The organism is Pseudaeromonas pectinilytica (genome assembly GCF_054780855.1).
On the sequence record NZ_BAAGVN010000363.1, the window covers coordinates 88989 to 115046 of the forward strand.

Genomic DNA, 26058 nt, shown 5'->3' on the forward strand with positions numbered 1-26058 from the left:
CGGATATGGCCAACAATACCCTGATTATCAAACTTGGCGGTGCGCTGCTGGAAAGTGATGAGGCGCTGAGTGCGCTGTTCGACGGACTGACCCAGTTTCTGGAGCAGCAGCACAGACCTCTGGTGCTGGTGCACGGTGGCGGTTGCCTGGTGGACGACCTGCTCAAGGGGTTGGGCCTCAAGAGCACCAAGAAGAATGGTCTGCGGGTTACACCGTTCGAGCAGATCCCGATCATTGCAGGGGCTCTGGCCGGGACTGCTAACAAGCAGATGATGGCTAAAGCCATCCAGCATGGGCTCAAGACGGTGGGTCTGTGCCTGGCGGACGGTGGCCTGTGTCAGGTCACGCAACTGGATCCCGAGCTGGGCGCCGTGGGTGATTGCCAACCCGGTGATGCCTCCTTACTGCATAGCTTGCTGGATGGTGGTTTCCTGCCGGTGATCAGCTCCATCGGTATTACCGCTGAAGGTCAACTGATGAACGTCAACGCTGACCAGGCTGCCACAGCCATTGCCGAGGCGCTGGGTGCCGATCTGGTGATGCTCTCCGATGTCAGCGGCATTCTGGATGGCAAGGGACAGTTGATCCACGAGGTGACACAAGCCAAGGCCGATGAGCTGATTGCCAAGGGTGTCATCACCGGTGGCATGGAGGTTAAGGTCAAAGCGGCACTGCATGCTTCAGCCAGCCTGGGACGTCCGATCTGTGTTGCCAGCTGGCGCTATCCGGATCAGCTGAGCAAATTGCTGGCCGGTGGTGATATCGGAACCCGCATTTCAGCCTGATAGGGCAAAGCGCATTCATAGCGCGACAAGAAGAATGACTTTTAAGGAGAGCGGCATGCGGCACCTGTTAACGACCAAGGAATTCAACAAGGAAGAGTTGCTGGAACTGATCCAGCTGGGACGTGCGATGAAGGCTAATCCAGCCGGATTCCGCGCCAGCCTGGCGAACAAGAGCATTGTAACCCTGTTTGAGAAACCCTCCCTGCGTACCCGGGTGACCTTTGACATCGGGATCCATCGCCTCGGTGGACATGCCGTGTATCTGGATCAACAAAATGGCGCCATGGGCTCGCGGGAAACCGTCAAGGACTTCGCGGGTAACCTGTCCCGCTGGTGCGAAGGCATAGTGGCGCGGGTCTATGACCACAAGACGTTGCTGGAGTTGCGGCAACATGCGACTGTGCCGGTCATCAACTCGCTGTGTAATCTCTACCATCCTTGCCAGGCGCTGGCCGACTTTATGACCATCGCCGAGAACTATGAGGATTTGGCCAAGGTGAAACTGGCCTATCTGGGGGATGGTAACAACGTGGCTCACTCGCTGCTGATTACCGGTGCTATTCTGGGTACCGATGTGACTGTGGTTGCGCCGAAAGGCTGTGGTCCGGATGCCCAGATCTTCAATGAGGCCGCGGAGTTGGCCAAAGTGACCGGGGCGCGTCTGGCTGTCACCGATAGTGTTCAGGATATTGTCGGTTTCGATGTGGCCTATACCGATACCTGGGTTTCCATGGGTGACAATACCCCGCTGGAAGCGGTAAAAGATAAATTCATGCCCTACCAGATCAATCAAGGGCTGCTGGATAATACCGGGATCCGCCATGTGCTGCATTGCCAGCCGGCGCACCGGGAAATGGAAATTACATCTGACGTCATGGATGGCCCGGCCTCCCTCATCCTGGATGAGGCTGAAAACCGGATGCACGCGCAAAACGCTGTCCTGCACACACTGATCAATCAAGGAGACAAATAATGGAAGGCATCAACAAGGTTGTACTGGCTTACTCGGGCGGTCTGGATACTTCGGCCATCGTGCCTTGGCTGAAAGAAAACTATAACTGCGAAGTGATCTGCTTCGTGGCCGACGTAGGGCAGGGTGCTGATGATTTGGAAGGGGTCGAGCAGAAGGCCATCGCTTCCGGTGCCTCCAAGTGTATCGTCAAGGATCTGAAAGACGAGTTTGTCAAAGACTACGTCTACCCGACTCTGAAGACAGGTGCCATCTACGAAGGCACCTATCTGCTGGGTACTTCCATGGCTCGTCCGGTCATCGCCAAGGCGATGGTCGAAGCGGCTATTGCTGAGGGTGCCGATGCTATCGCTCACGGTTGTACTGGCAAGGGTAACGATCAGGTGCGTTTTGAAGGCGCAGTTGCCGCTCTGGCTCCGCAGCTCAAAGTGATCGCCCCATGGCGGATCTGGACCATGCGCTCCCGTGAAGAACTGCTGAATTACCTCTCCGAGCGCAATATTCCGTGCAAGGCTTCCATCACCAAGATCTACAGCCGTGATGCCAACGCCTGGCACATCTCCACCGAAGGTGGCGAGCTGGAAAGTACCTGGAACGAAGCATCTGAAGCCGTTTGGCAGTGGACGGTTTCTCCGGAGCAGGCACCGGATCAGGCCGAGTATGTGAAGCTGACCGTGGCCAATGGCGAAGTAGTCGCTGTCGATGACCAGGCGCTGAGCCCCTATGAAGTGCTGGTGACCTTGAACGAGCGCGCCGCCAAGCACGGCGTCGGTCGTATCGATATCACCGAAAACCGTCTGGTCGGCATGAAGTCCCGTGGTTGCTACGAGACTCCGGGCGGTACCGTCATGATGGCTGCGCTGCGTGCTGTGGAAGAGCTGGTACTGGATAAGACCACCCGCGCCTGGCGCGAGAAGCTGGGGGCAGAGTTCTCCCATCTGGTGTACGACGGTCGCTGGTTCACGCCGCTGTGCAAGGCCATTGTGGCTTCAGCCGATGCCATCGCCGAAGACCTGTGCGGTGAAGTGGTGCTGAAGATGTACAAGGGCTCCGTGAATGCGGTGCAAAAGCGCTCCGCGAACAGCCTCTACTCCGAAGACTTCGCCACTTTCGGCGCCGATGAAGTGTACGACCAGAGCCATGCCGAAGGCTTTATCCGTCTCTACACCCTGGCCAGCCGTATTCGTGCCTTGAAAGAGCAAAGCAAGAAATAAAGGCGGCATTTGCTGCTGTCGGCTTCCTGCGACCGGTAATGTGGCGCGGGAAGCCCTAATTTTCTGACTCCTGCTATGGCGGGAGTCGTCATTTTGTAGCGCAAGTTTGGGAGATGAGACCATGGCATTGTGGGGCGGACGTTTCAGTCAGGCAGCCGATACCCGGTTCAAACAGTTCAATGATTCCCTGCGGTTTGATTATCGCCTGGCGGAACAGGATATCGTCGGCTCTGTGGGCTGGTCGCGGGCTCTGGTCTCGGTCGGCATCCTCAGTGTGGATGAACAGGCGCGTCTGGAACAAGCGCTGCATAGTCTGCTCGCCGAGGTTCAGGCTGATCCGGAACAAATTCTGCAATCCGATGCCGAAGATATTCACTCCTGGGTGGAAGGCAAACTCATCGCAAGCGTCGGCGATCTGGGTAAGAAGTTGCACACCGGTCGTTCGCGCAACGATCAGGTCGCCACCGATCTGAAGCTCTGGTGCAAGGCTCAGGGTCAGGTGTTGCTGAACTCAATCCATCAGCTGCAGCAGGCTCTGGTGGCGGCGGCTCGGGTGCATCAAAGTGCCGTACTGCCTGGCTATACCCACCTGCAACGGGCGCAACCCGTGACTTTTTCCCACTGGGCGCTGGCTTATGTCGAGATGCTGGAGCGGGACTTCAGCCGCTTGCAGGACGCGCTGGCACGCTTGAATCTGAGCCCGCTGGGCTGCGGCGCTCTGGCCGGCACTGCTTATGCCATCGACCGCGAGGTACTGGCCCTGGATCTGGGTTTTGCCGGGGCCACCCGTAACAGTCTGGATTCGGTCTCGGATCGAGATCATGTGGTCGAACTGATGAATTGCGCCAGCCTCTCCATGGTTCATCTGTCGCGCTTTGCCGAAGACCTCATCTTCTTCAATACCGGCGAGGCGGGCTTTGTCGAGCTCTCCGATAAGGTAACCTCGGGCTCATCCTTGATGCCGCAGAAGAAGAACCCCGATGCTCTGGAGCTGATCCGGGGTAAAGCCGGCCGAGTGGTCGGCGCACAAATGGGGATGATGATGACCCTCAAGGCCCTGCCATTGGCTTATAACAAGGACATGCAGGAAGACAAGGAAGGGTTGTTTGATGCGCTGGACTCCTGGCACGACTGCTTGGATATGGCTTGTCTGGTGCTCGAGGATATCAAGGTCAATCAGGCGCGTACGCTCGCCGCTGCACAAGGTGGGTACGCGAATGCCACCGAGTTGGCCGACTATCTGGTGGCCAAGGGCATTCCGTTCCGCGAAGCGCACCATATTGTGGGTGAAGCTGTGGTATTTGCTATCCAGGTGGCAAAACCGCTGGAAGAGCTCAGCCTGAGCGAATTCCAGCAATTCAGCCCGGTGGTGGCTGCGGATGTCTATCCCATTCTCTCCCTGGAGTCGACGTTGGCTAAGCGTGTGGCAAAGGGCGGTGTGGCTCCAGAACAGATCGATAGCGCCTTGGTCTATATGGAGCAGCATCTGGCGCAGCGTAACGCCAAGTAAGCCACATCGCGTGTTCATGGAGCACGCGGTTTTCTGGACTATGAGTCTGCATTCGGGGCCTGATTGGCCCCATTTTTGTTGTGGATCTGCGCTCCGCAACAAGCAGAACAGATAATAGACAAAAAAGAAGAATTACCCTTGCAAGAGTCAGGCTGATCCGTATAATACGCGGGCTTGTCAATCTGACAGCAGAGCCAACAGGCTCGGTTCAAACGGCTCGCCGGATGAATCACACAGTCTCCCCGATTTGGGGAGAAACGTTATGAAACAACCTCCGGGGCCAATATGGGTTCTTCGGGCGGTTTGTTTTATGTTCTTTTATCCATTTGGAGCTCTGGTAAATGCAGAACCAAAGAATTCGCATCCGCCTGAAGGCGTTTGATCACCGCTTGATCGACCAGTCTACTGCGGAAATCGTCGAAACTGCTAAGCGCACTGGCGCTCAGGTACGCGGCCCGATTCCGCTGCCGACGCGCAAAGAGCGCTTCACCGTACTGATTTCTCCACACGTGAATAAAGACGCACGTGATCAGTATGAAATCCGCACTCACAAGCGTCTGGTAGACATCGTTGAACCGACTGACAAGACCGTTGACGCTCTGATGCGTCTGGATCTGGCAGCTGGCGTCGACGTACAGATTAGCCTGGGTTAATTACGGAATAGAGGTTGATAACAATGACAATCGGTCTTGTAGGTCGCAAGCTGGGTATGACTCGCGTCTTCACTGAAGACGGCGTGTCCATCCCTGTGACTGTTATCGAAGTTGAAGCAAACCGTGTGACTCAGGTTAAGTCTCTGGAAAGCGACGGCTACGTTGCCATCCAGGTTACCACCGGTGCTAAGAAGGCTAATCGCCTGACTGGCGCCGAAGCTGGTCACTTTGCTAAGGCTGGCGTAGATGCTGGTCGTGGTTTGTGGGAATTTCGTCTGAACGAAAGCGAAGCAGCTGACGTTGCTGTCGGTGCTGAGCTGAACGTTGGCGTTTTCGCTGACGTCAAAAAAGTAGACGTTACGGGTACTTCCAAGGGTAAAGGCTTTGCCGGTACTGTAAAGCGCTGGAACTTCCGCACTCAGGACATGACTCACGGTAACTCACGTTCACACCGTGTACCGGGTTCAATTGGTCAAAACCAATCACCGGGTAAAGTGTTCAAGGGTAAGAAAATGGCCGGTCACCTGGGCAACGAGCGCGTCACCGTGCAGTGCCTGGATGTGGTTCGTGTTGACGTTGAGCGCAATCTGCTGCTGGTTAAAGGCGCAGTTCCAGGCGCAACCAACGGCAATGTGATCGTCAAACCTGCCGTTAAAGCGTAACGTCTGAGGAGATAGTAATGGAATTGGTAATGAAAGACGCCCAAGGCGCTCTTCAAGTTTCCGAAACTACCTTCGGGCGTGAGTTCAACGAAGCCCTGATCCATCAGGTAGTCGTAGCCTACGCCAATGGTGCGCGTCAGGGTACTCGCGCTCAGAAGAACCGTTCTGAAGTGTCCGGTGGCGGTAAAAAGCCATGGCGTCAGAAGGGTACTGGTCGTGCTCGTGCGGGCAGCATTCGCTCGCCGATCTGGCGTTCAGGTGGCGTGACTTTCGCCGCTCGTCCGCAAGATCACAGCCAGAAGGTAAACAAGAAGATGTACCGCGCCGCTCTGCAGAGCATTCTGTCTGAGCTGGTACGTCAAGAACGTCTGATCGTGGTTGAGCAATTCGCAATCGATGCGCCGAAGACCAAGGATCTGGTTGCCAAGCTGAAGAGCATGGACCTGAAAGACGTGCTGATCGTCACTCCGGAAGTGGATGAGAACCTGTTCCTGGCCGCTCGCAACCTGTACAAGGTTGACGTGCGTGATGTAACTGGCCTCGACCCGGTTAGCCTGATCGCTTTCGACAAGGTATTGATGACTGCTGAAGCAGTGAAGCAAATCGAGGAGATGCTGGCATGATCCGTGAAGAGCGTCTGCTGAAAGTTCTGAAGGCTCCGCACATCTCTGAGAAGAGCACCATGGTGGCTGAAAAGCTGAATACCATAGTGTTCAAGGTTGCCACTGACGCGACCAAAGCGGAAATCAAGGCTGCAGTTGAGAAACTGTTCGAAGTTAAAGTTGAAGCTGTACGCACCCTGAATGTGATGGGTAAGACCAAGCGTACTGGTGCTCGTGTTGGCCGTCGTTCCGATTGGAAGAAAGCCTACGTGACACTGGTTCCTGGTCAAGACATCGACTTCATGGGCGGCGCCGCCGAGTAAGAGGAGTCTTAGCAAATGGCAATTGTAAAATGTAAGCCTACTTCTCCGGGTCGCCGTCACGTCGTCAAGATCGTCACCCCGGAACTGCACAAGGGCAAGCCATTCGCCGCCCTGGTGGAAGAGAAGCGTAAGAGTGGCGGTCGTAACAACAACGGCCGTATCACCACCCGTCATATCGGTGGTGGCCACAAGCAGCATTACCGTCTGGTCGACTTCAAGCGCAACAAGGACGGGATCCCGGCCAAAGTTGAGCGTCTGGAATATGACCCGAACCGCTCCGCGCACATCGCGCTGGTGCTGTACGCAGACGGCGAGCGCCGCTACATCCTGGCTCCGAAGGGCCTGAAAGCCGGCGACCAGATTGCTTCTGGTATCGATGCAGGCATCAAGGTAGGTAACACTCTGCCGATGCGTAACATCCCGGTTGGTACCACTGTCCACGCTATCGAAATGAAGCCGGGCAAGGGTGCTCAGATTGCTCGTTCTGCTGGTGCATTCGCTCAGATCCTGGCCCGTGAAGGTAGCTATGTGACTCTGCGTCTGCGTTCCGGTGAAGTACGCAAAGTGCTGGCCGAGTGCCGCGCCACCATTGGTGAAGTCGGTAACTCCGAGCACATGCTGCGTCAACTGGGTAAGGCTGGTGCCAAGCGCTGGCGCGGTGTTCGTCCGACTGTTCGTGGTATGGCCATGAACCCGGTTGATCACCCGCACGGTGGTGGTGAAGGCCGCAACAAGGGTATGCAACCTGTATCTCCTTGGGGCACGCCGGCTAAGGGTTACAAGACCCGTAAGAACAAGCGCACCGACAAGTACATCGTACGTCGTCGTAACAAGTAATTCTTTTTAAAGAGGAATCACCATGCCACGTTCTCTCAAGAAGGGTCCTTTTATTGACCTGCACTTGCTGAAGAAGGTAGAGAAAGCGGTGGAAAGCGGGGACAAGAAGCCAATTAAGACTTGGTCCCGTCGTTCAATGATCATCCCGAACATGATCGGTTTGACCATCGCTGTCCATAATGGTCGTCAGCACGTACCGGTATACGTTTCCGATGAAATGATCGGTCACAAGCTGGGTGAGTTTGCGCCAACTCGTACTTATCGCGGTCATGCCGCTGATAAGAAGGCCAAGAAGAAATAAGGGGTAAATGATGGAAGCTATCGCTAAACACCGTTTCGCCCGGACTTCTGCCCAAAAGGCTCGCTTGGTCGCTGACCAAGTGCGTGGTCTGACGGTTGACAAGGCTCTGAACCTGCTGACCTTCAGCCCGCGTAAAGCGGCTGTACTGGTTAAGAAGGTACTGGAATCTGCCATTGCAAATGCCGAGCACAATGAAGGTGCAGACATCGACACGCTGAAGGTTGCCACTATCATGGTTGACGAAGGTCCATCCATGAAACGCATTCGTCCACGTGCCAAAGGCCGCGCGGACCGTATCCTGAAGCGTACCTCCCACATCACTGTGGTAGTGTCCGACCGCTAAGAGGCTAGGAGATAAGCAATGGGTCAGAAAGTACATCCTAATGGTATTCGCTTAGGAATCACCAAGCCTTTCAATTCGACTTGGTTTGCGAGTACTAAAGACTTCGCAGACAACCTGCACGGCGATTTCCAAGTCCGTCAGTACCTGACCAAGGAACTGAAGGCTGCGTCTGTGTCTCGTATCGTCATCGAGCGTCCGGCCAAGAGTATTCGTGTGACTATTCACACTGCTCGTCCAGGTGTGGTTATCGGGAAGAAAGGTGAAGATGTTGAGAAGCTGCGCAAGTACATCGCCAAGATCACTGGCGTACCTGCACAGATCAACATTTCCGAAGTGCGTAAGCCTGAACTCGACGGCAAACTGGTTGCTGATAGCATCAGCTCCCAACTCGAGCGCCGTGTTATGTTCCGTCGTGCTATGAAGCGCGCGGTACAAAACGCCATGCGTCTGGGTGCCAAGGGTATCAAGGTAGAAGTTAGCGGCCGTCTGGGCGGCGCCGAAATCGCGCGTACCGAATGGTACCGTGAAGGTCGCGTGCCCCTGCACACTCTGCGTGCTGACATCGACTACGCTACCTCTGAAGCACATACCACCTACGGCGTCATCGGCGTCAAGGTTTGGATCTTCAAGGGCGAGGTTCTGGGTGGTATCGCAGCTGTTAACGCAGCCGCAGCAGCCGCTCAACAAGAGCCGGCTCCTGCCAAGCCGAAGCGCAAGCCTCGCGGTAAGTAAGGAGATTCGGTAAATGTTGCAACCTAAGCGTACAAAATTCCGTAAAGTCCACAAGGGCCGTAACCGTGGTCTGGCGAATGCCGGCAACGAAGTTTCTTTCGGTTCCTTTGGTCTGAAAGCGGTAACCCGCGGTCAACTGACTGCTCGTCAGATCGAAGCAGCTCGTCGTGCCATGACTCGTGCTGTGAAGCGTCAAGGTAAGATCTGGATCCGTGTGTTCCCGGACAAGCCAATTACTGAAAAGCCCCTCGAAGTTCGTATGGGTAAAGGTAAGGGTAACGTGGAATACTGGGTAGCCCTGATCCAGCCTGGTAAGGTCCTGTACGAGATGGACGGTGTGCCTGAAGCCCTGGCTCGTGAAGCGTTCGCCCTGGCGGCCGCTAAACTGTCAGTTAAGACCACTTTCGTAACTCGGACGGTAATGTGATGAAAGCACAAGATCTTCGCCAAAAGAGCGTAGAAGAGCTGAAGGCTGAACTGATCGGTCTGCTGCGTGAGCAGTTCAACCTGCGTATTCAAGCCAGCACTGGTCAACTGTCTCAGACTCATACTCTGAAACTGGTACGTCGCGACATCGCTCGCGTCAAGACTGTTCTGAACGAGAAGGCGGGTGCGTAAATGACCGATAAAATCCGTACTCTGCAAGGCCGTGTCGTTAGCGACAAGATGGACAAGTCCATCACCGTAGCTATCGAGCGCAAGGTAAAACACCCGATCTACGGGAAGATTATCGTGCGTACCACCAAGCTGCACGTACATGACGAAAACAACGAGTGCAAGACTGGTGACCTCGTGGAAATCCGCGAGTGCCGCCCGTTGTCCAAGACTAAGTCCTGGACCCTGGTTGCTGTCGTTGAGAAGGCCTAAGGCCTTCGCCTGATAGGAACGGCCCTTCCCGGGCCGTTCTTTTTTTCAACTACCAATCGCGGATCGGCTGTGGTATTATGCCGCGCCTTTAGTGGGCAGCCAGTCCCGAAAGGGATCAGTAGTAAAGTAAAGCGGAGCACTCACATGATCCAAATGCAAAGTATGCTGGACGTCGCCGACAACTCCGGCGCTCGCAGCGTAATGTGTATTAAGGTTCTTGGTGGTTCGCACCGCCGCTACGCCGGTATCGGCGACATCATCAAAGTTTCCATTAAGGAAGCGATTCCTCGCGGTAAAGTGAAGAAGGGTGATGTAGTAAATGCGGTGGTCGTGCGCACCAGAAAAGGCGTTCGCCGTCAGGATGGCTCTGTCATCCGTTTCGACCGCAACGCGGCTGTGCTGTTGAACAACAACCATCAGCCGATCGGTACTCGCATCTTCGGCCCAGTGACTCGTGAACTGCGTACTGAAAAGTTCATGAAGATCGTGTCCCTGGCCCCTGAAGTACTGTAAGGAGTCGAGAAACATGGCAGCTAAAATCCGTCGTGAAGACGAAGTAATTGTTTTGACCGGTAAAGACAAGGGCAAGCGTGGCAAGGTCACTCAAGTCCTGGTTCAGCACGGCAAAGTAGTAGTAGAAGGCGTTAACCTGGTGAAGAAGCATCAGAAGCCGGTTCCGGCTCTGGGCACTGCTGGCGGTATCGTTAGCAAAGAATCCCCGATTAACGTATCCAACGTTGCGATCTTCAACCCTGCCTCTGGCAAGGCTGATCGTGTTGGTTTCCGGATTGAAGATGGCAAGAAAGTCCGCTTCTTCAAATCCAATGGTGAACTTGTAAAGTAATTGGAGTTTAACGATGGCGAAACTGCATGATGTTTACAGACAAAAAGTAGCCAAGGAGCTGATGACTCAGTTCGGCTACCAGACTGTCATGCAAGTCCCTCGGATCGAAAAGATCACCCTGAATATGGGTGTCGGTGAGGCCTTGGCGGATAAGAAAATTCTGGAAAACGCAGTTGCTGATTTGGCTGCTCTTTCTGGTCAAAAGCCGCTGATCACCAAAGCTCGCAAGTCCGTTGCTGGCTTCAAGATCCGTGAAGGCTACCCGATCGGTTGTAAAGTAACCCTGCGCGGCGAGCGTATGTGGGAGTTCCTGGAGCGTTTGATTTGCATCGCTATGCCCCGTATTCGTGACTTCCGTGGTGTAAGCCCGAAGTCCTTTGACGGTCGTGGTAACTACTCCATGGGCGTACGTGAGCAAATCATCTTCCCCGAAATCGACTACGACAAGGTCGACAAGGTTCGCGGTCTGGATATCACTATCACGACCTCTGCGAAGTCCGACGAGGAAGGCCGAGCTCTGCTGGCTGCCTTTAGCTTCCCATTCCGTAAGTAAGGTGTAGGGTTATGGCAAAACTTTCCATGAAAGCACGTGAAGTAAAGCGTGCCAAACTGGTCGAGAAGTTCTTCGAGAAGCGTTCTGCACTGAAGGCGATCATCTCTAACGTAGCTACATCTGATGAAGCGCGTTGGGAAGCTGTGCTCAAGTTGCAACAACTGCCTCGTGATTCCAGTCCGATTCGTCAACGTAATCGTTGCAACATCACTGGTCGTCCGCACGGATACCTGCGCAAGTTTGGTCTGTGCCGCATCAAAGTGCGTGAGCACATGATGAAGGGCGAAATTCCTGGCCTGAAGAAGGCTAGCTGGTAATCGATCACGGGAGTAAGACAAATGAGCATGCAAGATCCGATCGCGGACATGCTGACCCGCATTCGTAACGGTCAGGCCGCAGCGAAAGTTTCGGTTGCTATGCCTTCTTCCAAGCAGAAAGTGGCAATTGCCCAACTGCTGAAAGAAGAAGGTTACATCGCTGACTACAAAGTTAACGGTGACGTAAAGGCCGAACTCGAAGTTGAATTGAAGTATTTCCAAGGCAAGCCGGTTGTCGAGCTGATTCAGCGCGTTAGCCGTCCTGGTCTGCGTATTTACAAGAAGCGTGGCGAACTGCCAAAGATCATGAATGGTCTGGGTATCGCCGTCGTCTCCACGTCAAAAGGTGTGATGACTGACCGTGCTGCCCGTAAGGCTGGCATGGGCGGTGAGATCATCTGCTACGTAGCCTAAGGAGGTAGGAAAATGTCTCGTGTTGCTAAGGCACCCGTCGCGATTCCTGCCGGCGTAGAAGTAATTCTAAATGGCCAGGAAATTAGTGTTAAAGGCAAGAACGGTACTCTGAAGCGTTCTATCAATGCCGCTGTTGTTATTACCAAGGAAGAGAACGTCCTGAAGTTTGCCCCAATCGACGGTGTCGTTGGTGCAGATGCTCAGGCCGGTACCGCTCGTGCCCTGGTAAACAACATGGTAATTGGTGTTACCGCTGGCTTCGAGCGCAAGCTCCAGCTGGTAGGCGTAGGCTATCGTGCCCAAGCTAAGGGCAAGACAGTCGGCCTCTCTCTGGGCTTCTCTCACCCGGTCGAGCACGAACTGCCGGAAGGCGTTACTGCTGAATGCCCGACTCAGACTGAAATCGTTCTGAAGAGTGCTGATAAGGCGCTGTTGGGCCAGGTAGCTGCGGACATCCGTGCCTACCGTCGTCCAGAGCCTTACAAGGGCAAGGGTGTACGTTACGCCAATGAAGTCGTACGTACTAAAGAAGCTAAGAAGAAGTAAGGTAACACTATGGACAAGAAAGCAGCTCGTCTCCGTCGTGCTACTAAAGCACGCAAGAAGATGCAGGAACTGGGTGCGACTCGTCTGGTGGTTCACCGTACTCCGCGCCATATCTATGCGCAGGTTATCGCACCGAACGGTTCCGAAGTGTTGGCCTCTGCCTCTACTGTAGAGAAGGCCATCGCTGAGCAAGTTAAATACACTGGTAACGCTGATGCCGCTGCCGTTGTGGGTAAGGCAATCGCTGAACGTGCGTTGGCAAAGGGTGTTACCACCATTTCCTTCGACCGTTCTGGTTTCCAATACCACGGCCGTGTAGCCGCTCTGGCTACAGCAGCGCGTGAAGCCGGTCTTCAGTTCTAAGGTAGGGGTCGAAAATGTCTAAAGTCGAAACTCAAGCCGGTGATCTGCAAGAGAAGCTCGTCGCAGTTAACCGTGTATCTAAAGTAGTTAAGGGTGGTCGTATTTTCTCCTTCACAGCTCTGACTGTTGTGGGTGATGGTAACGGCCGTGTAGGTTTCGGTTACGGTAAAGCGCGTGAAGTTCCTGCTGCCATTCAAAAGGCAATGGAACAAGCTCGCCGCAACCTGACCAAGGTTGAGCTGAACTCAGGTACCCTGCACCACGCGGTGAATGGTACCCACGCTGGTTCCAACGTGTTCATGAAGCCTGCCTCACAAGGTACTGGTATCATCGCCGGTGGCGCGATGCGTGCAGTACTGGAAGTGGCTGGCGTGCATAACGTGTTGGCTAAGACCTACGGCTCCACCAACCCGATGAACGTGGTTCGCGCTACCATCGACGCTCTGGCTCATATGAAGTCACCTGAGCAAGTCGCTGCGAAGCGTGGCCTCAGAGTCGATGAAATTCTGGGATAATGCGCCATGGCTAATAAAACTGTAAAAGTAACTCAGACTCGCAGTGCGATCGGTCGTCTGCCGAAGCACAAAGCATCTCTGCGTGGCCTGGGCCTGCGTCGCATTGGTCACACCGTTGAGCTGGAAGATACTCCATGCGTCCGCGGTATGATCAACCAGGTTTTCTACATGGTGAAGGTGGAGGAGTAATCCATGCGTTTAAACACTCTTTCTCCGGCCGCTGGTTCTAAGCCTGAAAAGAAGCGTCGGGGCCGTGGTATCGGTTCTGGCCTGGGCAAGACCTCTGGTCGTGGTCATAAGGGTGCCGGCTCTCGTAAGAGCGGTGGCACTCGCGTCGGGTTTGAAGGCGGTCAAATGCCGTTGAAGATCCGTCTGCCGAAGTTCGGTTTCTATTCTCGTAAAGGCGCAGTGACTTCTGAAGTCCGCCTGCACGAAATCGCTGCCGTTGAAGGTGACGTAGTTGACCTGAACACCCTGAAGCAAGCTGGTGTTATCACCAAGAACATCGAGTTTGCTAAAGTCGTGCTTTCTGGCAAAATCGAGCGTCCGGTAACCGTACGTGGTCTGAGCGTCACCAAGGGTGCACGTGCAGCCATCGAAGCCGCAGGCGGCAAGATCGAGGAATAATAAGTACATGGCTAAGAAACCAGGATTAGATGTAAAGGGTGCACAAGGTGGTCTCAGCGAGCTGAAGAGCAGACTGCTGTTCGTGCTCGGTGCCATCATTGTGTTCCGTGCAGGCTCCTATGTGCCGATTCCTGGGATTGATGCCGCCGTACTTGCTGAATTGTTCCAGCAACAAAAGGGAACCATCATTGAACTGTTTAACATGTTCAGTGGTGGTGCCCTGTCCCGTGCCTCCATCTTCGCACTGGGGATCATGCCGTACATTTCGGCATCGATCATCATCCAGCTGTTGACGGTGATTCATCCGGCCTTGGCTGAGTTGAAGAAGGAAGGGGAGACTGGTCGTCGTAAGATTAGCCAGTACACCCGTTACGGCACTTTGTTGTTGGGTACCGTTCAGGCATTCGGTATCGCCACCGGTCTACCAAATATGATGCAGGGTCTGGTTGCAAACCCGGGCTTTGGCTTCTATTTCACGGCTGTGGTCAGTTTGGTCACCGGTACCATGTTCCTGATGTGGTTGGGTGAGCAGATTACCGAGCGCGGTATCGGTAATGGTATCTCGTTGATTATCTTCACGGGTATCATTGCGGGTCTACCGAATGCGATCGGCGCTACGGCTGAGCAGGCGCGTCAAGGCGAATTGCACATCCTGTTATTGTTGTTACTGGCGGTGATTGTGTTTGCGGTCACCTACTTTGTGGTGTTTGTGGAGCGAGGACAGCGTCGTATCGTTGTCAACTATGCCAAACGTCAACAGGGTAATCGGGTGTTTGCCGCACAAAGCACTCATTTGCCGCTGAAGCTCAACATGGCCGGTGTTATTCCTGCGATCTTCGCATCCAGCATTATCTTGTTCCCGGGGACGATTGCTTCCTGGTTTGGGCAGGGTAACTCATGGGTCGCCAACTTGCTGCAAGAGGTCTCTATGACCTTGCAACCAGGTCAGCCGCTATATGAGTTGCTGTATGCTGCGGCCATCATTTTCTTTAGTTTCTTCTACACTGCGTTGGTATTTAATCCACGTGAAACAGCAGATAACTTGAAGAAAAGTGGCGCATTTATTCCCGGTATTCGTCCGGGTGAACAGACTGCGAGGTTCATTGATAAAGTGATGACTCGCCTGACATTAGCAGGCGCTCTGTACATTACCTTTATCTGTCTCGTGCCCCAGTTCCTGATGACGATGTGGAACGTACAGTTCTATTTCGGCGGCACCTCGCTGCTGATTATTGTCGTGGTTATCATGGACTTCATGGCTCAGGTACAAACCCATATGATGTCTCATCAATATGGCGATGTTCTGAGAAAAGCTAATCTTAAAGGCTACGGCCGATAAGAGTAGTTTCACAGTTACGCGGAGTTAAGCAATGAAAGTACGTGCTTCCGTTAAGGCCATCTGCCGTAACTGCAAGATCATCAAGCGTCACGGTGTGGTGCGTGTGATCTGCAGCGAGCCTAAGCATAAACAGCGTCAAGGCTAATAAATTTACGGTTGGTACTTGAAAAAAAAAGTTAGGCTGGCTAAATTAGCCAGCCAACTTTTGTTGTGCACTATGACGGCCGCCATGTATCCGGAACGGGCTTTATGGCGGTCAACAATATATTCAGCTTTAGGAGTGGGATAGTGGCCCGTATCGCTGGCATTAACATTCCTGACCATAAGCATGCAGTCATCGCTTTGACTGCGATTTATGGCATTGGTAATACCCGCGCAAAATCAATTTGCGCAGATGCAGGTATTGCCGAGGATGTGAAGATCAAAGATCTGGACGAAGCTCAGATCGAAAAACTGCGCGAGCAAGTTGCCAAGTTTACTGTTGAAGGTGACCTGCGTCGTGAGATTTCCATGAACATCAAGCGCTTGATGGATCTCGGTTGCTACCGTGGTCTGCGCCACCGTCGTGGCCTGCCAGTTCGTGGACAACGCACCAAAACTAACGCGCGTACCCGTAAGGGTCCTCGTAAGCCGATTAAGAAGTAAGCGGGAAGGTGTAGAAAATGGCAAAAGCTCCGACTCGTGCTCGCAAGCGCGTTAGAAAGCAAGTAAGCGATGGTATCGCTCACGTTCATGCATCTTTTAACAACACGATCGTAACCATTACTGACCGTCAAGGTAATGCTCTTTCATGGGCTACTGCAGGTGGTTCTGGTTTCCGTGGTTCTCGTAAGTCTACTCCGTTCGCTGCTCAGGTAGCTGCTGAACGTGCTGGCGAAATTGCCAAAGAGTATGGCGTTAAGAACCTGGAAGTCATGGTGAAGGGCCCTGGTCCTGGCCGTGAGTCGTCAATCCGTGCTCTGAATGCGGCTGGTTTCCGCATTACTAACATCACAGATGTGACTCCGATCCCGCATAACGGTTGTCGTCCTCCCAAGAAGCGCCGCGTGTAACTGAGCCTCTTGGTATAGGATTGTTGGAGAAAGAACATGGCAAGATATATCGGTCCTAAGCTCAAGCTTAGCCGTCGTGAGGGCACTGACCTGTTCCTGAAGTCAGGCGTTCGCGCGATTGACTCAAAGTGCAAAATTGATACTGCGCCTGGTCAACATGGTGCGCGCAAGCCGCGTCTGTCTGACTACGGTGTTCAGCTGCGTGAGAAGCAGAAAGTTCGTCGTATTTACGGCATTCTGGAGAAGCAGTTCCGCACGTACTACCGCGAAGCTGCCCGTCAGAAGGGTAATACCGGCGAAAACCTGTTGCAGCTGCTGGAAGGTCGTCTGGACAACGTCGTTTACCGTATGGGCTTTGGTGCTACTCGCGCCGAATGCCGTCAATTGGTAAGCCACAAAGCCATTGTTGTTAATGGTCGCGTTGTTAACATTCCTTCTTACCAGGTTTCTCCTGAAGACGTTATCACTGTTCGCGAGAAGGCGAAGAAACAAGCTCGTATCAAGGCCGCACTGGACTTGTCTACGCAGCGTGAAAAGCCGACTTGGGTTGAAGTTGACGCAGATAAGATGGAAGGCGTGTACAAGCGTCTGCCGGAACGTTCTGATCTGTCCGCCGACATTAATGAACAGCTGATCGTCGAGCTTTACTCCAAGTAAGGCTAGCTTCTAAGAGAGGACATAATGCTGGGTTCTGTAACAGATTTTCTTAAGCCACGCCTCGTTGATATTGAACAACTGAGTCAGACTCACGCGAAAGTGACGCTTGAGCCGCTGGAACGTGGTTTTGGTCACACCCTGGGCAATGCGCTGCGCCGCATTCTCCTTTCTTCCATGCCGGGTTGTGCAGTCACGGAGGTCGAGATCGACGGCGTACTGCATGAGTACAGCAGCAAGGAAGGTGTACAGGAGGATATCCTTGAGATCCTGCTCAACCTGAAAGGCATTGCTGTGCGCTTGGAAGGCAAGGATGAGGTTACCCTATCTTTGACCAAGTCTGGTGCGGGCCCTGTTACTGCAGGCGACGTCATTCATGGTGATGACGTCGTTATTCTCAACCCGAATCACGTGATTTGCCACCTGACCGGCGCTCATGCTGAAATCAGCATGCGTCTGAAGGTGCAGCGTGGCCGTGGTTATGTACCTGCATCTGCTCGCGTACACAGCGATGATGAAGAACGTCCAATTGGCCGTCTTCTGCTGGATGCCGCGTTCAGTCCTGTAGTTCGCATTGCTTACAATGTCGAAGCTGCACGTGTTGAGCAGCGTACTGACCTGGACAAGTTGGTTATCGATATGGAAACCAACGGCACACTGGATCCTGAAGAAGCTATTCGTCGCGCGGCCACTATTCTGGCTGAGCAACTGGAAGCCTTCGTGGACCTGCGTGATGTCAGCGTGCCCGAGAAGAAGGAAGAGAAGCCGGAGTTTGATCCGATCCTGCTGCGTCCTGTCGACGATCTGGAACTGACAGTTCGTTCTGCGAACTGCCTGAAGGCTGAAGCCATCCATTACATTGGTGATCTGGTGCAGCGTACCGAAGTCGAGCTTCTCAAGACTCCGAACCTCGGTAAGAAGTCCCTGACTGAAATCAAGGACGTCTTGGCCTCCCGTGGTCTTTCTCTGGGCATGCGCCTCGAGAATTGGCCGCCTGCCAGCCTCGCTGATGAGTAATCCAGATTACGGGTCTCACAGATTAAGTTAGAAGGATAAGGTCATGCGCCATCGTATGAGTGGTCGTCAACTGAACCGGAACAGCAGCCATCGTCAGGCTATGTTCCGTAACATGGCCAGCTCCCTGGTTCGTCATGAAATCATCAAGACGACTCTGCCTAAGGCAAAAGAGCTGCGTCGTGTAGTTGAACCTCTGATTACACTCGCCAAGATTGACAGTGTTGCTAACCGTCGTCTGGCATTTGCCCGCACTCGCGATAGCGAAGTTGTTGGCAAGCTGTTCACCGAATTGGGTCCGCGCTACCTGGAGCGTGCTGGTGGTTACACCCGCATTCTCAAGTGTGGTCTGCGTGCCGGTGACAAGGCTCCTATGGCTTATATTGAGCTGGTAGGTCGCCCTGCAGCCGCTGAGGCTGTCAGCGTAGAAGAGTAATTTACTCTTCTCTTATGAAAAGCCGGGGATTACCCCGGCTTTTTGTTTTTTGTATTTCGCTATTGTTCCTCATCCCTCGCGATACCGCCTTCCCAATCGCCATCACTTTTGCGAATCCGTTCGTCATTAAGAAAAAATTGTAAAAAAAATACCGGCGCTAAGGCCGGTATCAGTATAGAAATGGGGGCTGAGTTAGCCTTCGAGGGCTTCCTTCAAACGTTTTAATGCGTTCTTCTCCAATTGGCGGACACGCTCTGCTGATACGGAGTAAAGATCGGCTAACTCTTGCAACGTCGCTTTGTTCTCATCCAGCCAGCGGCGCTTCACAATATGCTGGCTTCTTTCGTCTAGGCGCAACAATGCTTGTCCCAGCTTGTTTTCAGCATGATGTTCCCAGTTATCGCTTTCAAACGTGGCGGCCAGATCCGAGTTTTTATCCTCCAGATAATGAATTGGGGCGTAGGCGACACCCTCGCCATCATCATCGTCATAGCCATCATAGGCCACGTCATGGCCGCTCATGCGCGCTTCCATTTCGACCACCTCTTGTGGCGTGACGCCCAAGTCATCAGCCACCGCACGGATCTCTTCGCCGCTGAACCAGCCTAGATGCTTTTTAGATTTACGCAGGTTAAAAAATAGTTTCCGCTGCGCCTTGGTGGTCGCAATTTTAACCATGCGCCAGTTTCGCAGCACAAATTCGTGAATTTCGGATTTAATCCAGTGCACGGCAAAGGAGACTAGGCGAACGCCGACACCCGGATCGAAGCGCTTAACCGCCTTCATCAGGCCGATATTACCTTCTTGTACCAGATCGGCTTGCGGCAAGCCGTAGCCAGCGTAGCTACGAGCGATATGAACCACAAAGCGCAGATGGGACATAACCAATAAACGCGCAGCCTCAAGATCGCCCTGCTGCTGCAAGCGCTCTGCCAGTTCACGTTCCTCATCAGCCGTCAGCACTGGAATGCTGTTCACCGCCTGAATATATCCTTCCAGGCTGCCCTGGGGGACTAGAAACATGGATTGTTGAATAGCTGTCGTCATCGTTAACCTCTTTATCTGTTCCTGCGGACTGTACCACACCGCTCGGTGGCGATAAACGTCTGGATCCGCCGCTAGGCTCACCTTATATACATAAAAAAGGGGGAAACTTTCAAGTTTCCCCCTGAAAAAAGCATGTCGGTGAATGCACGTATCTAGCCCGTCAAACATGCCCTCCGAGTTGATGGCATGTAACCATCGGCTCGGATTTAACCCTCGATACTCAGAGTGTCAGAATCAGGAAAAAGTTCCGCAAAAATAATCACAGATCGTGCCTGCCTCACACTCATAAGCGATCCTGATTTGAAAAATCTAACTGGGTTCAATTTCCCGGATGTGGCGGTAAACGGAAAACCATGCGGCACCTATGCCCAATAGTACACTGAGTCCAAGCAGGCTTAACCCTTCATCAGCGGTCAAGCCGGCCAGTCGGAATGAGCTTTCGTACAATGATGCCAATTCAACGACCACACGCTCACTCCAGAGCATCAGCACCTCACACAACCACCAAGCCAGCAAACCGCCGATAAAGCCATACCAGAGACCGAGATACAGATAGGGGCGATAGATAAAACTATCGGTCGCGCCCACGAGTTTCATGACTTCAATCTCGGCTCGGCGCCCGAGAATATTCAGGCGCAGGGTATTGGCCACGGTCAGCAATACGCCCAGTAACAACAGCGTGGTGATACCTTGAATAGAATGTCGTAGCAGGTTGACAATGCCATCCAACCGCTCCAGCCATTGCATATCCAGCTTGCCTTGTTCTACTTCTGCTTCCTGAGTGAGTTTGGCTAACAGCTCCCGCGCACCCTGTGCTGTACGGAACTGCGGCTGCGGGGTCACTTCCAGAACCGGAGGTAGAGGGTTATCGCTTAGGTAATCCATGGCACCGCTGAACCCCGACAAAGCGCCAAACTCCGTCATCCCCTGTGCCGGCGAGATGTAGCGGACGGCGGCAACCTCCGGCAAGGCTTTGATGCGTTCACTCAAGGTTAAGGCGGCATTGTCGTCGTTAGCCTTACGTAGATAGAGAGTGATCTGGGTGCCGCTCTGCCACTGATGGCTGACGAGCTCCGCATTCTTCAGTACTAGGTAGAGGGTTGCCGGTAATGCCAAGCTAATGCCGATCACCGAGATAGTCATCAAGGAGGTCAGAGGAGCAAACCAGATCCCGGCCACGGCTCGGCGCGCCTCTTGCAGGTGATGATAGAAGAACAGTGACAGGTTACGGGACAGGTTCGCGGTGTGGCGCTTACGCTTCATTGCGATCTCCAGAGACTTGATCACCCATTAGCCGTCCCTCATGAAGGGTCAGCGTGCGGCAGCCACTGGCGCGGATCAGGCCTTGATCATGGGAAGCTATCAGCACAGTGACGCCGACGTCATTGAATTCGGCAAATAGCTGCATGATATCGGCTGCTAGTTGTGCATCTAGGTTACCAGTGGGTTCATCCGCCAATAACAGAGGTGGGGTATTTACAATGGCTCGAGCGATACCGACCCGTTGCTGTTCACCACCGGAAAGCATCAATGGCAAATAGCCGGATTTATCATGGAGCCCGACCTTGTCCAGTGCCGCCGAGACGCGTTTTTGTGCCTCGGCAGGAGTGAAGCCATCGATGATCAGCGGCAGGGCCACGTTGTCGTACACGGTGCGGTCCATCAGCAGGCGGTGGTCTTGGAAGATCATGCCAATCTGGCGGCGAATATAGGGGATATCACTGCGGGAGATGCGGCTAACATCATGGCCATGGAAGCTGATACGTCCGGCGCTGGGGCGCTCCATGACCCCGATCAGTTTTAACAGGGTACTTTTCCCTGCGCCGGAATGACCGGTGAGAAATGCCATTTCGCCTTTCTGCAGATGAAAGCTGATCTTCTGCAGAGCCTGATGACCACCCGGATAGTGCTTGCTGACCTGTTCGAAACGAATCATGGGTTAATTTGATTCCCGGCTAAACAATGCTTCGATAAAATCATCGGCCTGGAACGGGCGTAAATCTTCAATGCTTTCGCCCACGCCAATGTAGCGGATTGGAATGCCAAACTTGTCGGCTACAGCGAAGATGATACCGCCCTTCGCGGTGCCATCCAGTTTGGTCAGGGTGATCCCGGTGATACCAACAGCTTCATCAAATAATTTCGCTTGGCTGAGCGCATTCTGGCCGGTTCCGGCATCCAGCGTCAGCATCACTTCATGAGGTGCTTCTGCATCCAGCTTCTTCATCACCCGGACAATTTTCTTCAGCTCTTCCATCAGATGAGCCTTGTTCTGTAAACGGCCTGCTGTGTCGGCGATCAGGACATCCACGTTCCGCGCGCGCGCCGCCTGGAGGGCATCAAAAATCACCGACGCCGAGTCTGCTCCGGTGTGCTGGGCAATGACCGGTATCTGATTGCGTTGTCCCCACACCTGCAACTGCTCTACGGCAGCGGCGCGGAAGGTATCACCAGCCGCCAGCATCACGGTTTTACCCTCTTGCTGGAAGCGCTTGGCCAATTTGCCAATGGTGGTGGTCTTGCCGACGCCGTTGACCCCGACCATCAGGATGACGTGAGGACGCTTGCTGCCGTCGATGACGAGAGGCTGATCGACCGGCTTAAGAATGTCCGCCATTTCCTTTTTCAACAGGTCGTAGAGGGCCTCGGCATCCTTAAGTTGGCGGAATGAGGCTTGTTCTGTCAGGTTGCGGATGATGCGCGATGCGGTCTCGACGCCCAAATCAGCGGTCAGAAGCTGGGTTTCCAACTCCTCGAACAGCTCGTCATCCAGTTTCTTGCCGCGGAACAGGGCTAGGAAGCCAGCTCCGATATTCTCCCGGGTGCGCATCAATCCCTGCACCAGACGACCAAAGAAGCCCGCGGTTTTAGGTTTGTCCTGGGTCTCGGGATGCAGGGCTACTGTCTCTTCAACATTCAAGGGCTGTGCTTCAGGATCGGCATCGAACATTATGCTGGCTTCGGCTTCGGCTTCGGCTTCGGCTTCGGCTTCGTCTTTAGGCTGTGGCTCGGCTTCCCCGACGATATAGGGCTCTGCATCCTGGATTGCTTCAGTAGCAGTGCTAGCTCCGGCGCTGGAGTTATCCACCTCAGTGACTGGTGATGGATCGAGCACGGCCGCCTCGGGCGCTGCGTCGACGGGGGATGCTGCTTCATTGGCCGAACGGCCGAGACCTAGCCACGACAGGAAACCTTTCTTTGCCATTACAACTTACTCACTCACTGTGGGGCTGCTAGAATGGCGGCCCCTTGGTCGGTATAGGATGGAAAAATAGACGCCTATACTATCACTATATTTCGGTGAAGAAACGCGATGCCCCGAAGCAACCCCAAGCCTGCTCCTCGTCCCCCAAGCGGGAGTGGTCGCAGTGGCTTTATCCGCCTGATCAGTGGCCAATGGAAAGGTCGCAAACTCCCCGTGCGTGAAGTCGAGGGTCTGCGCCCGACCACGGATCGCATCAAGGAGACTCTGTTCAACTGGTTAGCCGCCGAGGTGCGCGACAGCCGTTGTCTCGACTTGTTTGCTGGCAGTGGCAGTCTGGGATTTGAAGCACTCTCTCGCTATGCTCGCCATGTCACCATGGTGGAGATGGATAAGGGCGCAGCCCAGCAGTTGAGCAAGAACCTGTCGACGTTACAGAGTCAGCAGGCAACGGTTATCCAGCGGGATGCTCTGTCGTGGCTGGCTGATTCCGCGGAGCCTTTTGATATCATTTTTCTGGATCCGCCCTTTCGCCGAGATTTGCTGGATACCGTCTGTCAGCGTCTGGAGCAGGGTGGCTGGTTGAGCGATGAGGCGCTGATTTATATCGAGCGTGAACGTGAAGGTGTGGCGCCGCAATTACCAGCCAATTGGCGCTTGTTGAAAGATAAGCAGGCTGGACAAGTGTGTTATCAGCTTTACCAACGGGAGAGTGTTGCACCATGAAGATTGTGTTGTGGCTAGCTAAGCTAATCGTGCTTGGCTTCTGGGTCGGGGCTGTCTATTTCACCTTTATCCATCCACTGCCGGGTAAAATCAGTACCCTGATCCCGGCGTTTGCCGTGCTGATGTTGCTGGTGCACGGTATACAGGCCGTCTTGCTGACCTTGATCGCCAAGGATCTGCTTCCGCTGAGCGCGAAGCACTATATCTCGGTGCTATTATTTGGTTTTTTCACCATGTTGGAGTTGCGCGAACAGTTGTTCAAGGCGGCTCAGGCCCAGAGTGCGGCCCTGCAAGCTCGGAAAAAAGATTAGCTATAGCGCTGGAGTCATTCATGTGCTTGGGCGTTTGGAACTGAAATGAAAAAAAGCCAGTCGATAGACTGGCTTTTTTGTTGCCTGATTCAGGTAGTGGCTTAGCCCTTGCGGCCTGCAAACACCACCATCACCTTGTCATCGCCTTTTTGCCGGACGAAGGTGTAAGGCTTGTCGCTCAGCTTCTTATGGCTGCCTGCGGCAACAGCCGGATGGTTATTGCGGAATTCACCCAGCTTTTGCCAGTGTTTCACCAGGTCTGCCTTCTCGCCAGTGGCCAGTTCACTCCAGTTCATATCGGAGCGTACCGCCTGGTCAAAGACGCCATCGTTCTTCATCAGACCGCGGCCGGATTCATCGCCGTAGTAGATTTGCACGCCACCCGGCAGCAACATAAAGCTGTTGGCAACCCGGCGTTGCAAGGCGGCATCTTCATAATCCCCGAAGAACAGCTTGGTATCGTGAGACGAGATGTAGCTCAAGACGTTGAAGTTCGGATCGGTATTGATGGTCTTGGCGTACTTCACATAGGTCGGCTCGGCCGTTGTCATGCACTGTGCATTGTTGAGGGCGTCGCGTTGGTAGTCGAAGTTGATGATGGAGTCGAAGCCATTATCGAACCAGAGATCCTTGTTCATACCATGATCCCAGACTTCACCGACCATGAAGAAGGGCAGATCATCCAGCTTCTTGCTCGGGTTGTTGGCCTTCCACTCCTTGAGCGCTGCGGTAGCTTCGACTTTCAGCTTCTGCCAGGCGGCCGGTTCCAGGTGTTTGACGGTATCTCCGCGGAAGCCATCAATACCGAATTTGCGCACCCAGTCGGTGTGCCATTTGACCAGATAATCGACCACAGTGGCGTTCGGTAATGATTTGGCGTTGGTATCTTTCTTGTCCTTGAGGAATTGCGGCAGATCCACCGCCTTGGTGGATTCCGTCAGGAAGTCGGGCAGGCCGCCGACCGCGCCGGTGACATCGTCGTTGCCCGGGGTCTGGTAGCCAGGCATGGTGGCTCGTACCCAATCCGGGCCCCACCACTTGGACCACTCGGTGGACATGTAATTCACGTTTTGCGAGGAACCGTGCCAGTTGCCGTACAGTCCCTTCGGTGTCCAGTCCGACCAGCGAGCCGGCAGCTCCTGCTGGTTGGTGACGACGCCTTGCGGGCCGACATCCTGCAGATCGGCGAGTGTCGCATAACCGGCATGGTTCATGACCACGTCCAGCAGCACGCGGATGCCACGCTTGTGCGCCTCATCCACCATGGATTGCAGGGCCGCCTCGTCACCGTAGTTCGGATCGATCTTGGTGAAGTCCAGTGCCCAGTAGCCGTGATATGAATAGAAGGGGAAGGTGCCATTCTCGCCACCGCCGATGAAACCATGGACCTGTTCCACCATGGGGGTGATCCAGATGGCGTTGACGCCCAGGGATTTGATGTAATCCAGCTTCTCGGTGATGCCCTTGAAGTCGCCACCATGCCAGGTGCCGATTTCATCTTTACCATCCTTCTTGCGGCCGAAGGAGTTGTCATTGCTGGTGTCACCATTCTTGAAACGGTCGGTGAGCATGAAGTAGACGGTGGCGTTATCCCAGTTAAAAGAGTGTACGGTTTGTTTGACCGGTTCCAGCAGCAGCATGCCTTCACTTTCCGCAGCAGGGGTCATGGTGATCTTGCCTGCCTTGACGGTTGCCGTCTGGCCGGAATAAGCATCGCGCAGCGTGGTGCCGTTAGGCCAGGTTTGCCCCACTTTGACAGTCACCGGACCTCCGTTCCAAGCGATACAATCCACCGCGGGTGGCTGACGTTTGAAGCTGCCAGCCTTGGTGGCGCGCAGCACCTTCAGAGTCGGTGCGTCTGGGTTGCTGTTATCCAGAGTGAAATCGTAATTCCCGGCCAGGAGCACCTTGAGCTGGAACTGCTGATCCTTAGCGCAGTTATTCAGGGTATTGGCTTTGCCAAAGGGAAGGGGCGCGTTACTGGCAGGACCAAATGTTGTGCCGCAACTCTTGCCCTTGTCGGCAACCTGAATCTGGTAGCTACCTTTTTTCAGGCTGGTGGTGACTTGATAGAGGTCTTTCCCCTGGGCCTTGAGCTGCAACTGTTCGTCAGGAGTCTGGTTGTTGATGGACAAATACAAGGGCGCCGAGATGGGCGCTGCCTGGGCAGAGGAGGCCAGCAGAGTGGAAAGAGTCAGCAAGGCCAGTTGGCGCGGCTTGAACATAGAACAATCCCTGAGGTGATGTGAATTGGCACCTATTCTAGGGAGTGTCGCTCTCCAAGGTTGTCTGCAGTTGC

Annotated in this window: 38 protein-coding genes and 1 pseudogene; 34 read left to right on the plus strand and 5 right to left on the minus strand. The window is 54.0% G+C overall.

Annotation, left to right across the window (positions count from 1 at the left end; all coding sequences use genetic code 11):
• Window positions 1–5 precede the first annotated feature (5 nt).
• The 32 genes from argB (at window position 6) to rplQ (ending at window position 18473) form a co-directional block, all read left to right on the plus strand.
• Window positions 6–785 carry an acetylglutamate kinase gene (gene argB, locus ACYVG7_RS21540; RefSeq protein ID WP_460885157.1) on the plus strand — a complete coding sequence of 260 codons (780 nt, stop codon included), beginning with the start codon at window positions 6–8 and terminating at the stop codon, window positions 783–785.
• A 55-nt stretch (window positions 786–840) separates the two neighbouring features.
• A complete protein-coding gene (locus ACYVG7_RS21545) occupies window positions 841–1758 on the plus strand; it encodes an ornithine carbamoyltransferase (RefSeq protein WP_460885158.1) in 918 nt (305 codons plus the stop codon).
• A complete protein-coding gene (locus tag ACYVG7_RS21550) occupies window positions 1758–2969 on the plus strand; it encodes an argininosuccinate synthase (RefSeq protein ID WP_460885159.1) in 1212 nt (403 codons plus the stop codon). Before ACYVG7_RS21545 ends, ACYVG7_RS21550 begins: the two co-directional genes overlap by 1 nt.
• Before the next feature lie 121 nt (window positions 2970–3090).
• Entirely contained in the window at window positions 3091–4479 is a 1389-nt protein-coding gene (gene argH, locus ACYVG7_RS21555) for an argininosuccinate lyase (RefSeq protein WP_460885160.1), read from the plus strand.
• Between the two features lie 341 nt (window positions 4480–4820).
• On the plus strand, window positions 4821–5132 hold the full coding sequence (rpsJ, locus tag ACYVG7_RS21560; RefSeq protein ID WP_005307944.1) for a 30S ribosomal protein S10: 312 nt from the start codon (window positions 4821–4823) through the stop codon (window positions 5130–5132).
• Between the two features lie 23 nt (window positions 5133–5155).
• Complete coding sequence (rplC, locus tag ACYVG7_RS21565) at window positions 5156–5794, plus strand: 50S ribosomal protein L3 (protein ID WP_460885161.1); 639 nt, start codon at window positions 5156–5158, stop codon at window positions 5792–5794.
• A 17-nt stretch (window positions 5795–5811) separates the two neighbouring features.
• Window positions 5812–6417: a 50S ribosomal protein L4 gene (gene rplD, locus ACYVG7_RS21570; RefSeq protein WP_460885162.1), complete on the plus strand. Its 606-nt coding sequence runs from the start codon at window positions 5812–5814 to the stop codon at window positions 6415–6417.
• Window positions 6414–6719, plus strand: a complete 306-nt coding sequence (gene rplW, locus ACYVG7_RS21575) for a 50S ribosomal protein L23 (RefSeq protein WP_460885163.1) — start codon at window positions 6414–6416, stop codon at window positions 6717–6719. Before rplD ends, rplW begins: the two co-directional genes overlap by 4 nt.
• Window positions 6720–6734: 15 nt before the next feature.
• Window positions 6735–7556 (plus strand): 50S ribosomal protein L2, encoded by an 822-nt coding sequence (gene rplB / locus ACYVG7_RS21580; protein WP_460885164.1) that lies wholly within the window; start codon window positions 6735–6737, stop codon window positions 7554–7556.
• A gap of 22 nt (window positions 7557–7578) precedes the next feature.
• Entirely contained in the window at window positions 7579–7857 is a 279-nt protein-coding gene (rpsS, locus tag ACYVG7_RS21585; RefSeq protein WP_377150763.1) for a 30S ribosomal protein S19, read from the plus strand.
• 10 nt (window positions 7858–7867) lie between these two features.
• A complete protein-coding gene (gene rplV, locus ACYVG7_RS21590) occupies window positions 7868–8200 on the plus strand; it encodes a 50S ribosomal protein L22 (RefSeq protein WP_460885165.1) in 333 nt (110 codons plus the stop codon).
• Between the two features lie 18 nt (window positions 8201–8218).
• Window positions 8219–8932, plus strand: a complete 714-nt coding sequence (rpsC, locus tag ACYVG7_RS21595) for a 30S ribosomal protein S3 (RefSeq protein ID WP_460885166.1) — start codon at window positions 8219–8221, stop codon at window positions 8930–8932.
• Between the two features lie 13 nt (window positions 8933–8945).
• A complete protein-coding gene (rplP, locus tag ACYVG7_RS21600) occupies window positions 8946–9359 on the plus strand; it encodes a 50S ribosomal protein L16 (RefSeq protein ID WP_460885167.1) in 414 nt (137 codons plus the stop codon).
• On the plus strand, window positions 9359–9550 hold the full coding sequence (gene rpmC / locus ACYVG7_RS21605) for a 50S ribosomal protein L29 (protein ID WP_460885168.1): 192 nt from the start codon (window positions 9359–9361) through the stop codon (window positions 9548–9550). The genes rplP and rpmC overlap by 1 nt, the downstream gene beginning before the upstream one ends.
• Window positions 9551–9799: a 30S ribosomal protein S17 gene (gene rpsQ, locus ACYVG7_RS21610; RefSeq protein ID WP_460885169.1), complete on the plus strand. Its 249-nt coding sequence runs from the start codon at window positions 9551–9553 to the stop codon at window positions 9797–9799.
• Window positions 9800–9943: 144 nt separating this feature from the next.
• Window positions 9944–10312, plus strand: a complete 369-nt coding sequence (gene rplN / locus ACYVG7_RS21615) for a 50S ribosomal protein L14 (protein WP_460885170.1) — start codon at window positions 9944–9946, stop codon at window positions 10310–10312.
• Window positions 10313–10325: 13 nt separating this feature from the next.
• The gene (gene rplX / locus ACYVG7_RS21620) at window positions 10326–10643 is read left to right on the plus strand and encodes a 50S ribosomal protein L24 (protein ID WP_460885171.1); all 318 of its coding nucleotides are present in this window, start codon (window positions 10326–10328) and stop codon (window positions 10641–10643) included.
• Window positions 10644–10656: 13 nt separating this feature from the next.
• A complete protein-coding gene (gene rplE / locus ACYVG7_RS21625; RefSeq protein ID WP_460885172.1) occupies window positions 10657–11196 on the plus strand; it encodes a 50S ribosomal protein L5 in 540 nt (179 codons plus the stop codon).
• Window positions 11197–11207: 11 nt separating this feature from the next.
• On the plus strand, window positions 11208–11513 hold the full coding sequence (gene rpsN / locus ACYVG7_RS21630) for a 30S ribosomal protein S14 (protein WP_460885173.1): 306 nt from the start codon (window positions 11208–11210) through the stop codon (window positions 11511–11513).
• Window positions 11514–11534: 21 nt separating this feature from the next.
• Window positions 11535–11927 carry a 30S ribosomal protein S8 gene (gene rpsH / locus ACYVG7_RS21635; RefSeq protein WP_460885174.1) on the plus strand — a complete coding sequence of 131 codons (393 nt, stop codon included), beginning with the start codon at window positions 11535–11537 and terminating at the stop codon, window positions 11925–11927.
• A gap of 12 nt (window positions 11928–11939) precedes the next feature.
• A complete protein-coding gene (rplF, locus tag ACYVG7_RS21640; protein ID WP_460885175.1) occupies window positions 11940–12473 on the plus strand; it encodes a 50S ribosomal protein L6 in 534 nt (177 codons plus the stop codon).
• 9 nt (window positions 12474–12482) lie between these two features.
• A complete protein-coding gene (gene rplR, locus ACYVG7_RS21645; RefSeq protein ID WP_460885176.1) occupies window positions 12483–12836 on the plus strand; it encodes a 50S ribosomal protein L18 in 354 nt (117 codons plus the stop codon).
• Between the two features lie 14 nt (window positions 12837–12850).
• The gene (gene rpsE, locus ACYVG7_RS21650) at window positions 12851–13351 is read left to right on the plus strand and encodes a 30S ribosomal protein S5 (RefSeq protein WP_460885177.1); all 501 of its coding nucleotides are present in this window, start codon (window positions 12851–12853) and stop codon (window positions 13349–13351) included.
• A 6-nt stretch (window positions 13352–13357) separates the two neighbouring features.
• The gene (rpmD, locus tag ACYVG7_RS21655; RefSeq protein WP_460885178.1) at window positions 13358–13540 is read left to right on the plus strand and encodes a 50S ribosomal protein L30; all 183 of its coding nucleotides are present in this window, start codon (window positions 13358–13360) and stop codon (window positions 13538–13540) included.
• A gap of 3 nt (window positions 13541–13543) precedes the next feature.
• Window positions 13544–13978, plus strand: a complete 435-nt coding sequence (gene rplO, locus ACYVG7_RS21660) for a 50S ribosomal protein L15 (protein WP_460885179.1) — start codon at window positions 13544–13546, stop codon at window positions 13976–13978.
• 7 nt (window positions 13979–13985) lie between these two features.
• On the plus strand, window positions 13986–15317 hold the full coding sequence (gene secY / locus ACYVG7_RS21665) for a preprotein translocase subunit SecY (protein ID WP_460885180.1): 1332 nt from the start codon (window positions 13986–13988) through the stop codon (window positions 15315–15317).
• Window positions 15318–15348: 31 nt separating this feature from the next.
• On the plus strand, window positions 15349–15462 hold the full coding sequence (gene rpmJ, locus ACYVG7_RS21670) for a 50S ribosomal protein L36 (RefSeq protein ID WP_005319705.1): 114 nt from the start codon (window positions 15349–15351) through the stop codon (window positions 15460–15462).
• A gap of 143 nt (window positions 15463–15605) precedes the next feature.
• Window positions 15606–15962 (plus strand): 30S ribosomal protein S13, encoded by a 357-nt coding sequence (gene rpsM, locus ACYVG7_RS21675; RefSeq protein WP_460885181.1) that lies wholly within the window; start codon window positions 15606–15608, stop codon window positions 15960–15962.
• A 17-nt stretch (window positions 15963–15979) separates the two neighbouring features.
• Window positions 15980–16369, plus strand: a complete 390-nt coding sequence (gene rpsK, locus ACYVG7_RS21680; protein ID WP_012728351.1) for a 30S ribosomal protein S11 — start codon at window positions 15980–15982, stop codon at window positions 16367–16369.
• Between the two features lie 36 nt (window positions 16370–16405).
• Window positions 16406–17026 (plus strand): 30S ribosomal protein S4, encoded by a 621-nt coding sequence (gene rpsD, locus ACYVG7_RS21685; RefSeq protein ID WP_460885182.1) that lies wholly within the window; start codon window positions 16406–16408, stop codon window positions 17024–17026.
• Window positions 17027–17050: 24 nt separating this feature from the next.
• Complete coding sequence (locus ACYVG7_RS21690; protein WP_460885183.1) at window positions 17051–18040, plus strand: DNA-directed RNA polymerase subunit alpha; 990 nt, start codon at window positions 17051–17053, stop codon at window positions 18038–18040.
• 43 nt (window positions 18041–18083) lie between these two features.
• Window positions 18084–18473: a 50S ribosomal protein L17 gene (gene rplQ / locus ACYVG7_RS21695; protein WP_460885184.1), complete on the plus strand. Its 390-nt coding sequence runs from the start codon at window positions 18084–18086 to the stop codon at window positions 18471–18473.
• A 192-nt stretch (window positions 18474–18665) separates the two neighbouring features.
• Here rplQ and rpoH read toward each other — a convergent pair whose 3' ends face one another.
• From rpoH to ftsY, 4 genes and pseudogenes are all read right to left on the minus strand, one after another.
• The gene (rpoH, locus tag ACYVG7_RS21700) at window positions 18666–19520 is read right to left on the minus strand and encodes an RNA polymerase sigma factor RpoH (protein ID WP_460885203.1); all 855 of its coding nucleotides are present in this window, start codon (window positions 19518–19520) and stop codon (window positions 18666–18668) included.
• 309 nt (window positions 19521–19829) lie between these two features.
• On the minus strand, window positions 19830–20783 hold the full coding sequence (gene ftsX / locus ACYVG7_RS21705; protein WP_460885185.1) for a permease-like cell division protein FtsX: 954 nt from the start codon (window positions 20781–20783) through the stop codon (window positions 19830–19832).
• A complete protein-coding gene (ftsE, locus tag ACYVG7_RS21710; RefSeq protein WP_460885186.1) occupies window positions 20773–21456 on the minus strand; it encodes a cell division ATP-binding protein FtsE in 684 nt (227 codons plus the stop codon). The genes ftsX and ftsE overlap by 11 nt, the downstream gene beginning before the upstream one ends.
• A gap of 3 nt (window positions 21457–21459) precedes the next feature.
• Window positions 21460–22404, minus strand: a pseudogene (ftsY, locus tag ACYVG7_RS21715) (signal recognition particle-docking protein FtsY); the annotation flags it as partial.
• A 429-nt stretch (window positions 22405–22833) separates the two neighbouring features.
• Here ftsY and rsmD point away from each other — a divergent pair.
• Together rsmD and ACYVG7_RS21725 are read left to right on the plus strand one after the other, a co-directional pair.
• A complete protein-coding gene (rsmD, locus tag ACYVG7_RS21720; protein WP_460885187.1) occupies window positions 22834–23448 on the plus strand; it encodes a 16S rRNA (guanine(966)-N(2))-methyltransferase RsmD in 615 nt (204 codons plus the stop codon).
• A complete protein-coding gene (locus ACYVG7_RS21725; RefSeq protein WP_460885188.1) occupies window positions 23445–23759 on the plus strand; it encodes a DUF1145 domain-containing protein in 315 nt (104 codons plus the stop codon). Before rsmD ends, ACYVG7_RS21725 begins: the two co-directional genes overlap by 4 nt.
• Window positions 23760–23860: 101 nt before the next feature.
• On the opposite strand, the gene ACYVG7_RS21730 is transcribed toward ACYVG7_RS21725, so the two are convergent.
• Window positions 23861–25984, minus strand: a complete 2124-nt coding sequence (locus ACYVG7_RS21730) for an alpha-amylase (RefSeq protein ID WP_460885189.1) — start codon at window positions 25982–25984, stop codon at window positions 23861–23863.
• Between the last annotated feature and the right edge of the window lie 74 nt (window positions 25985–26058).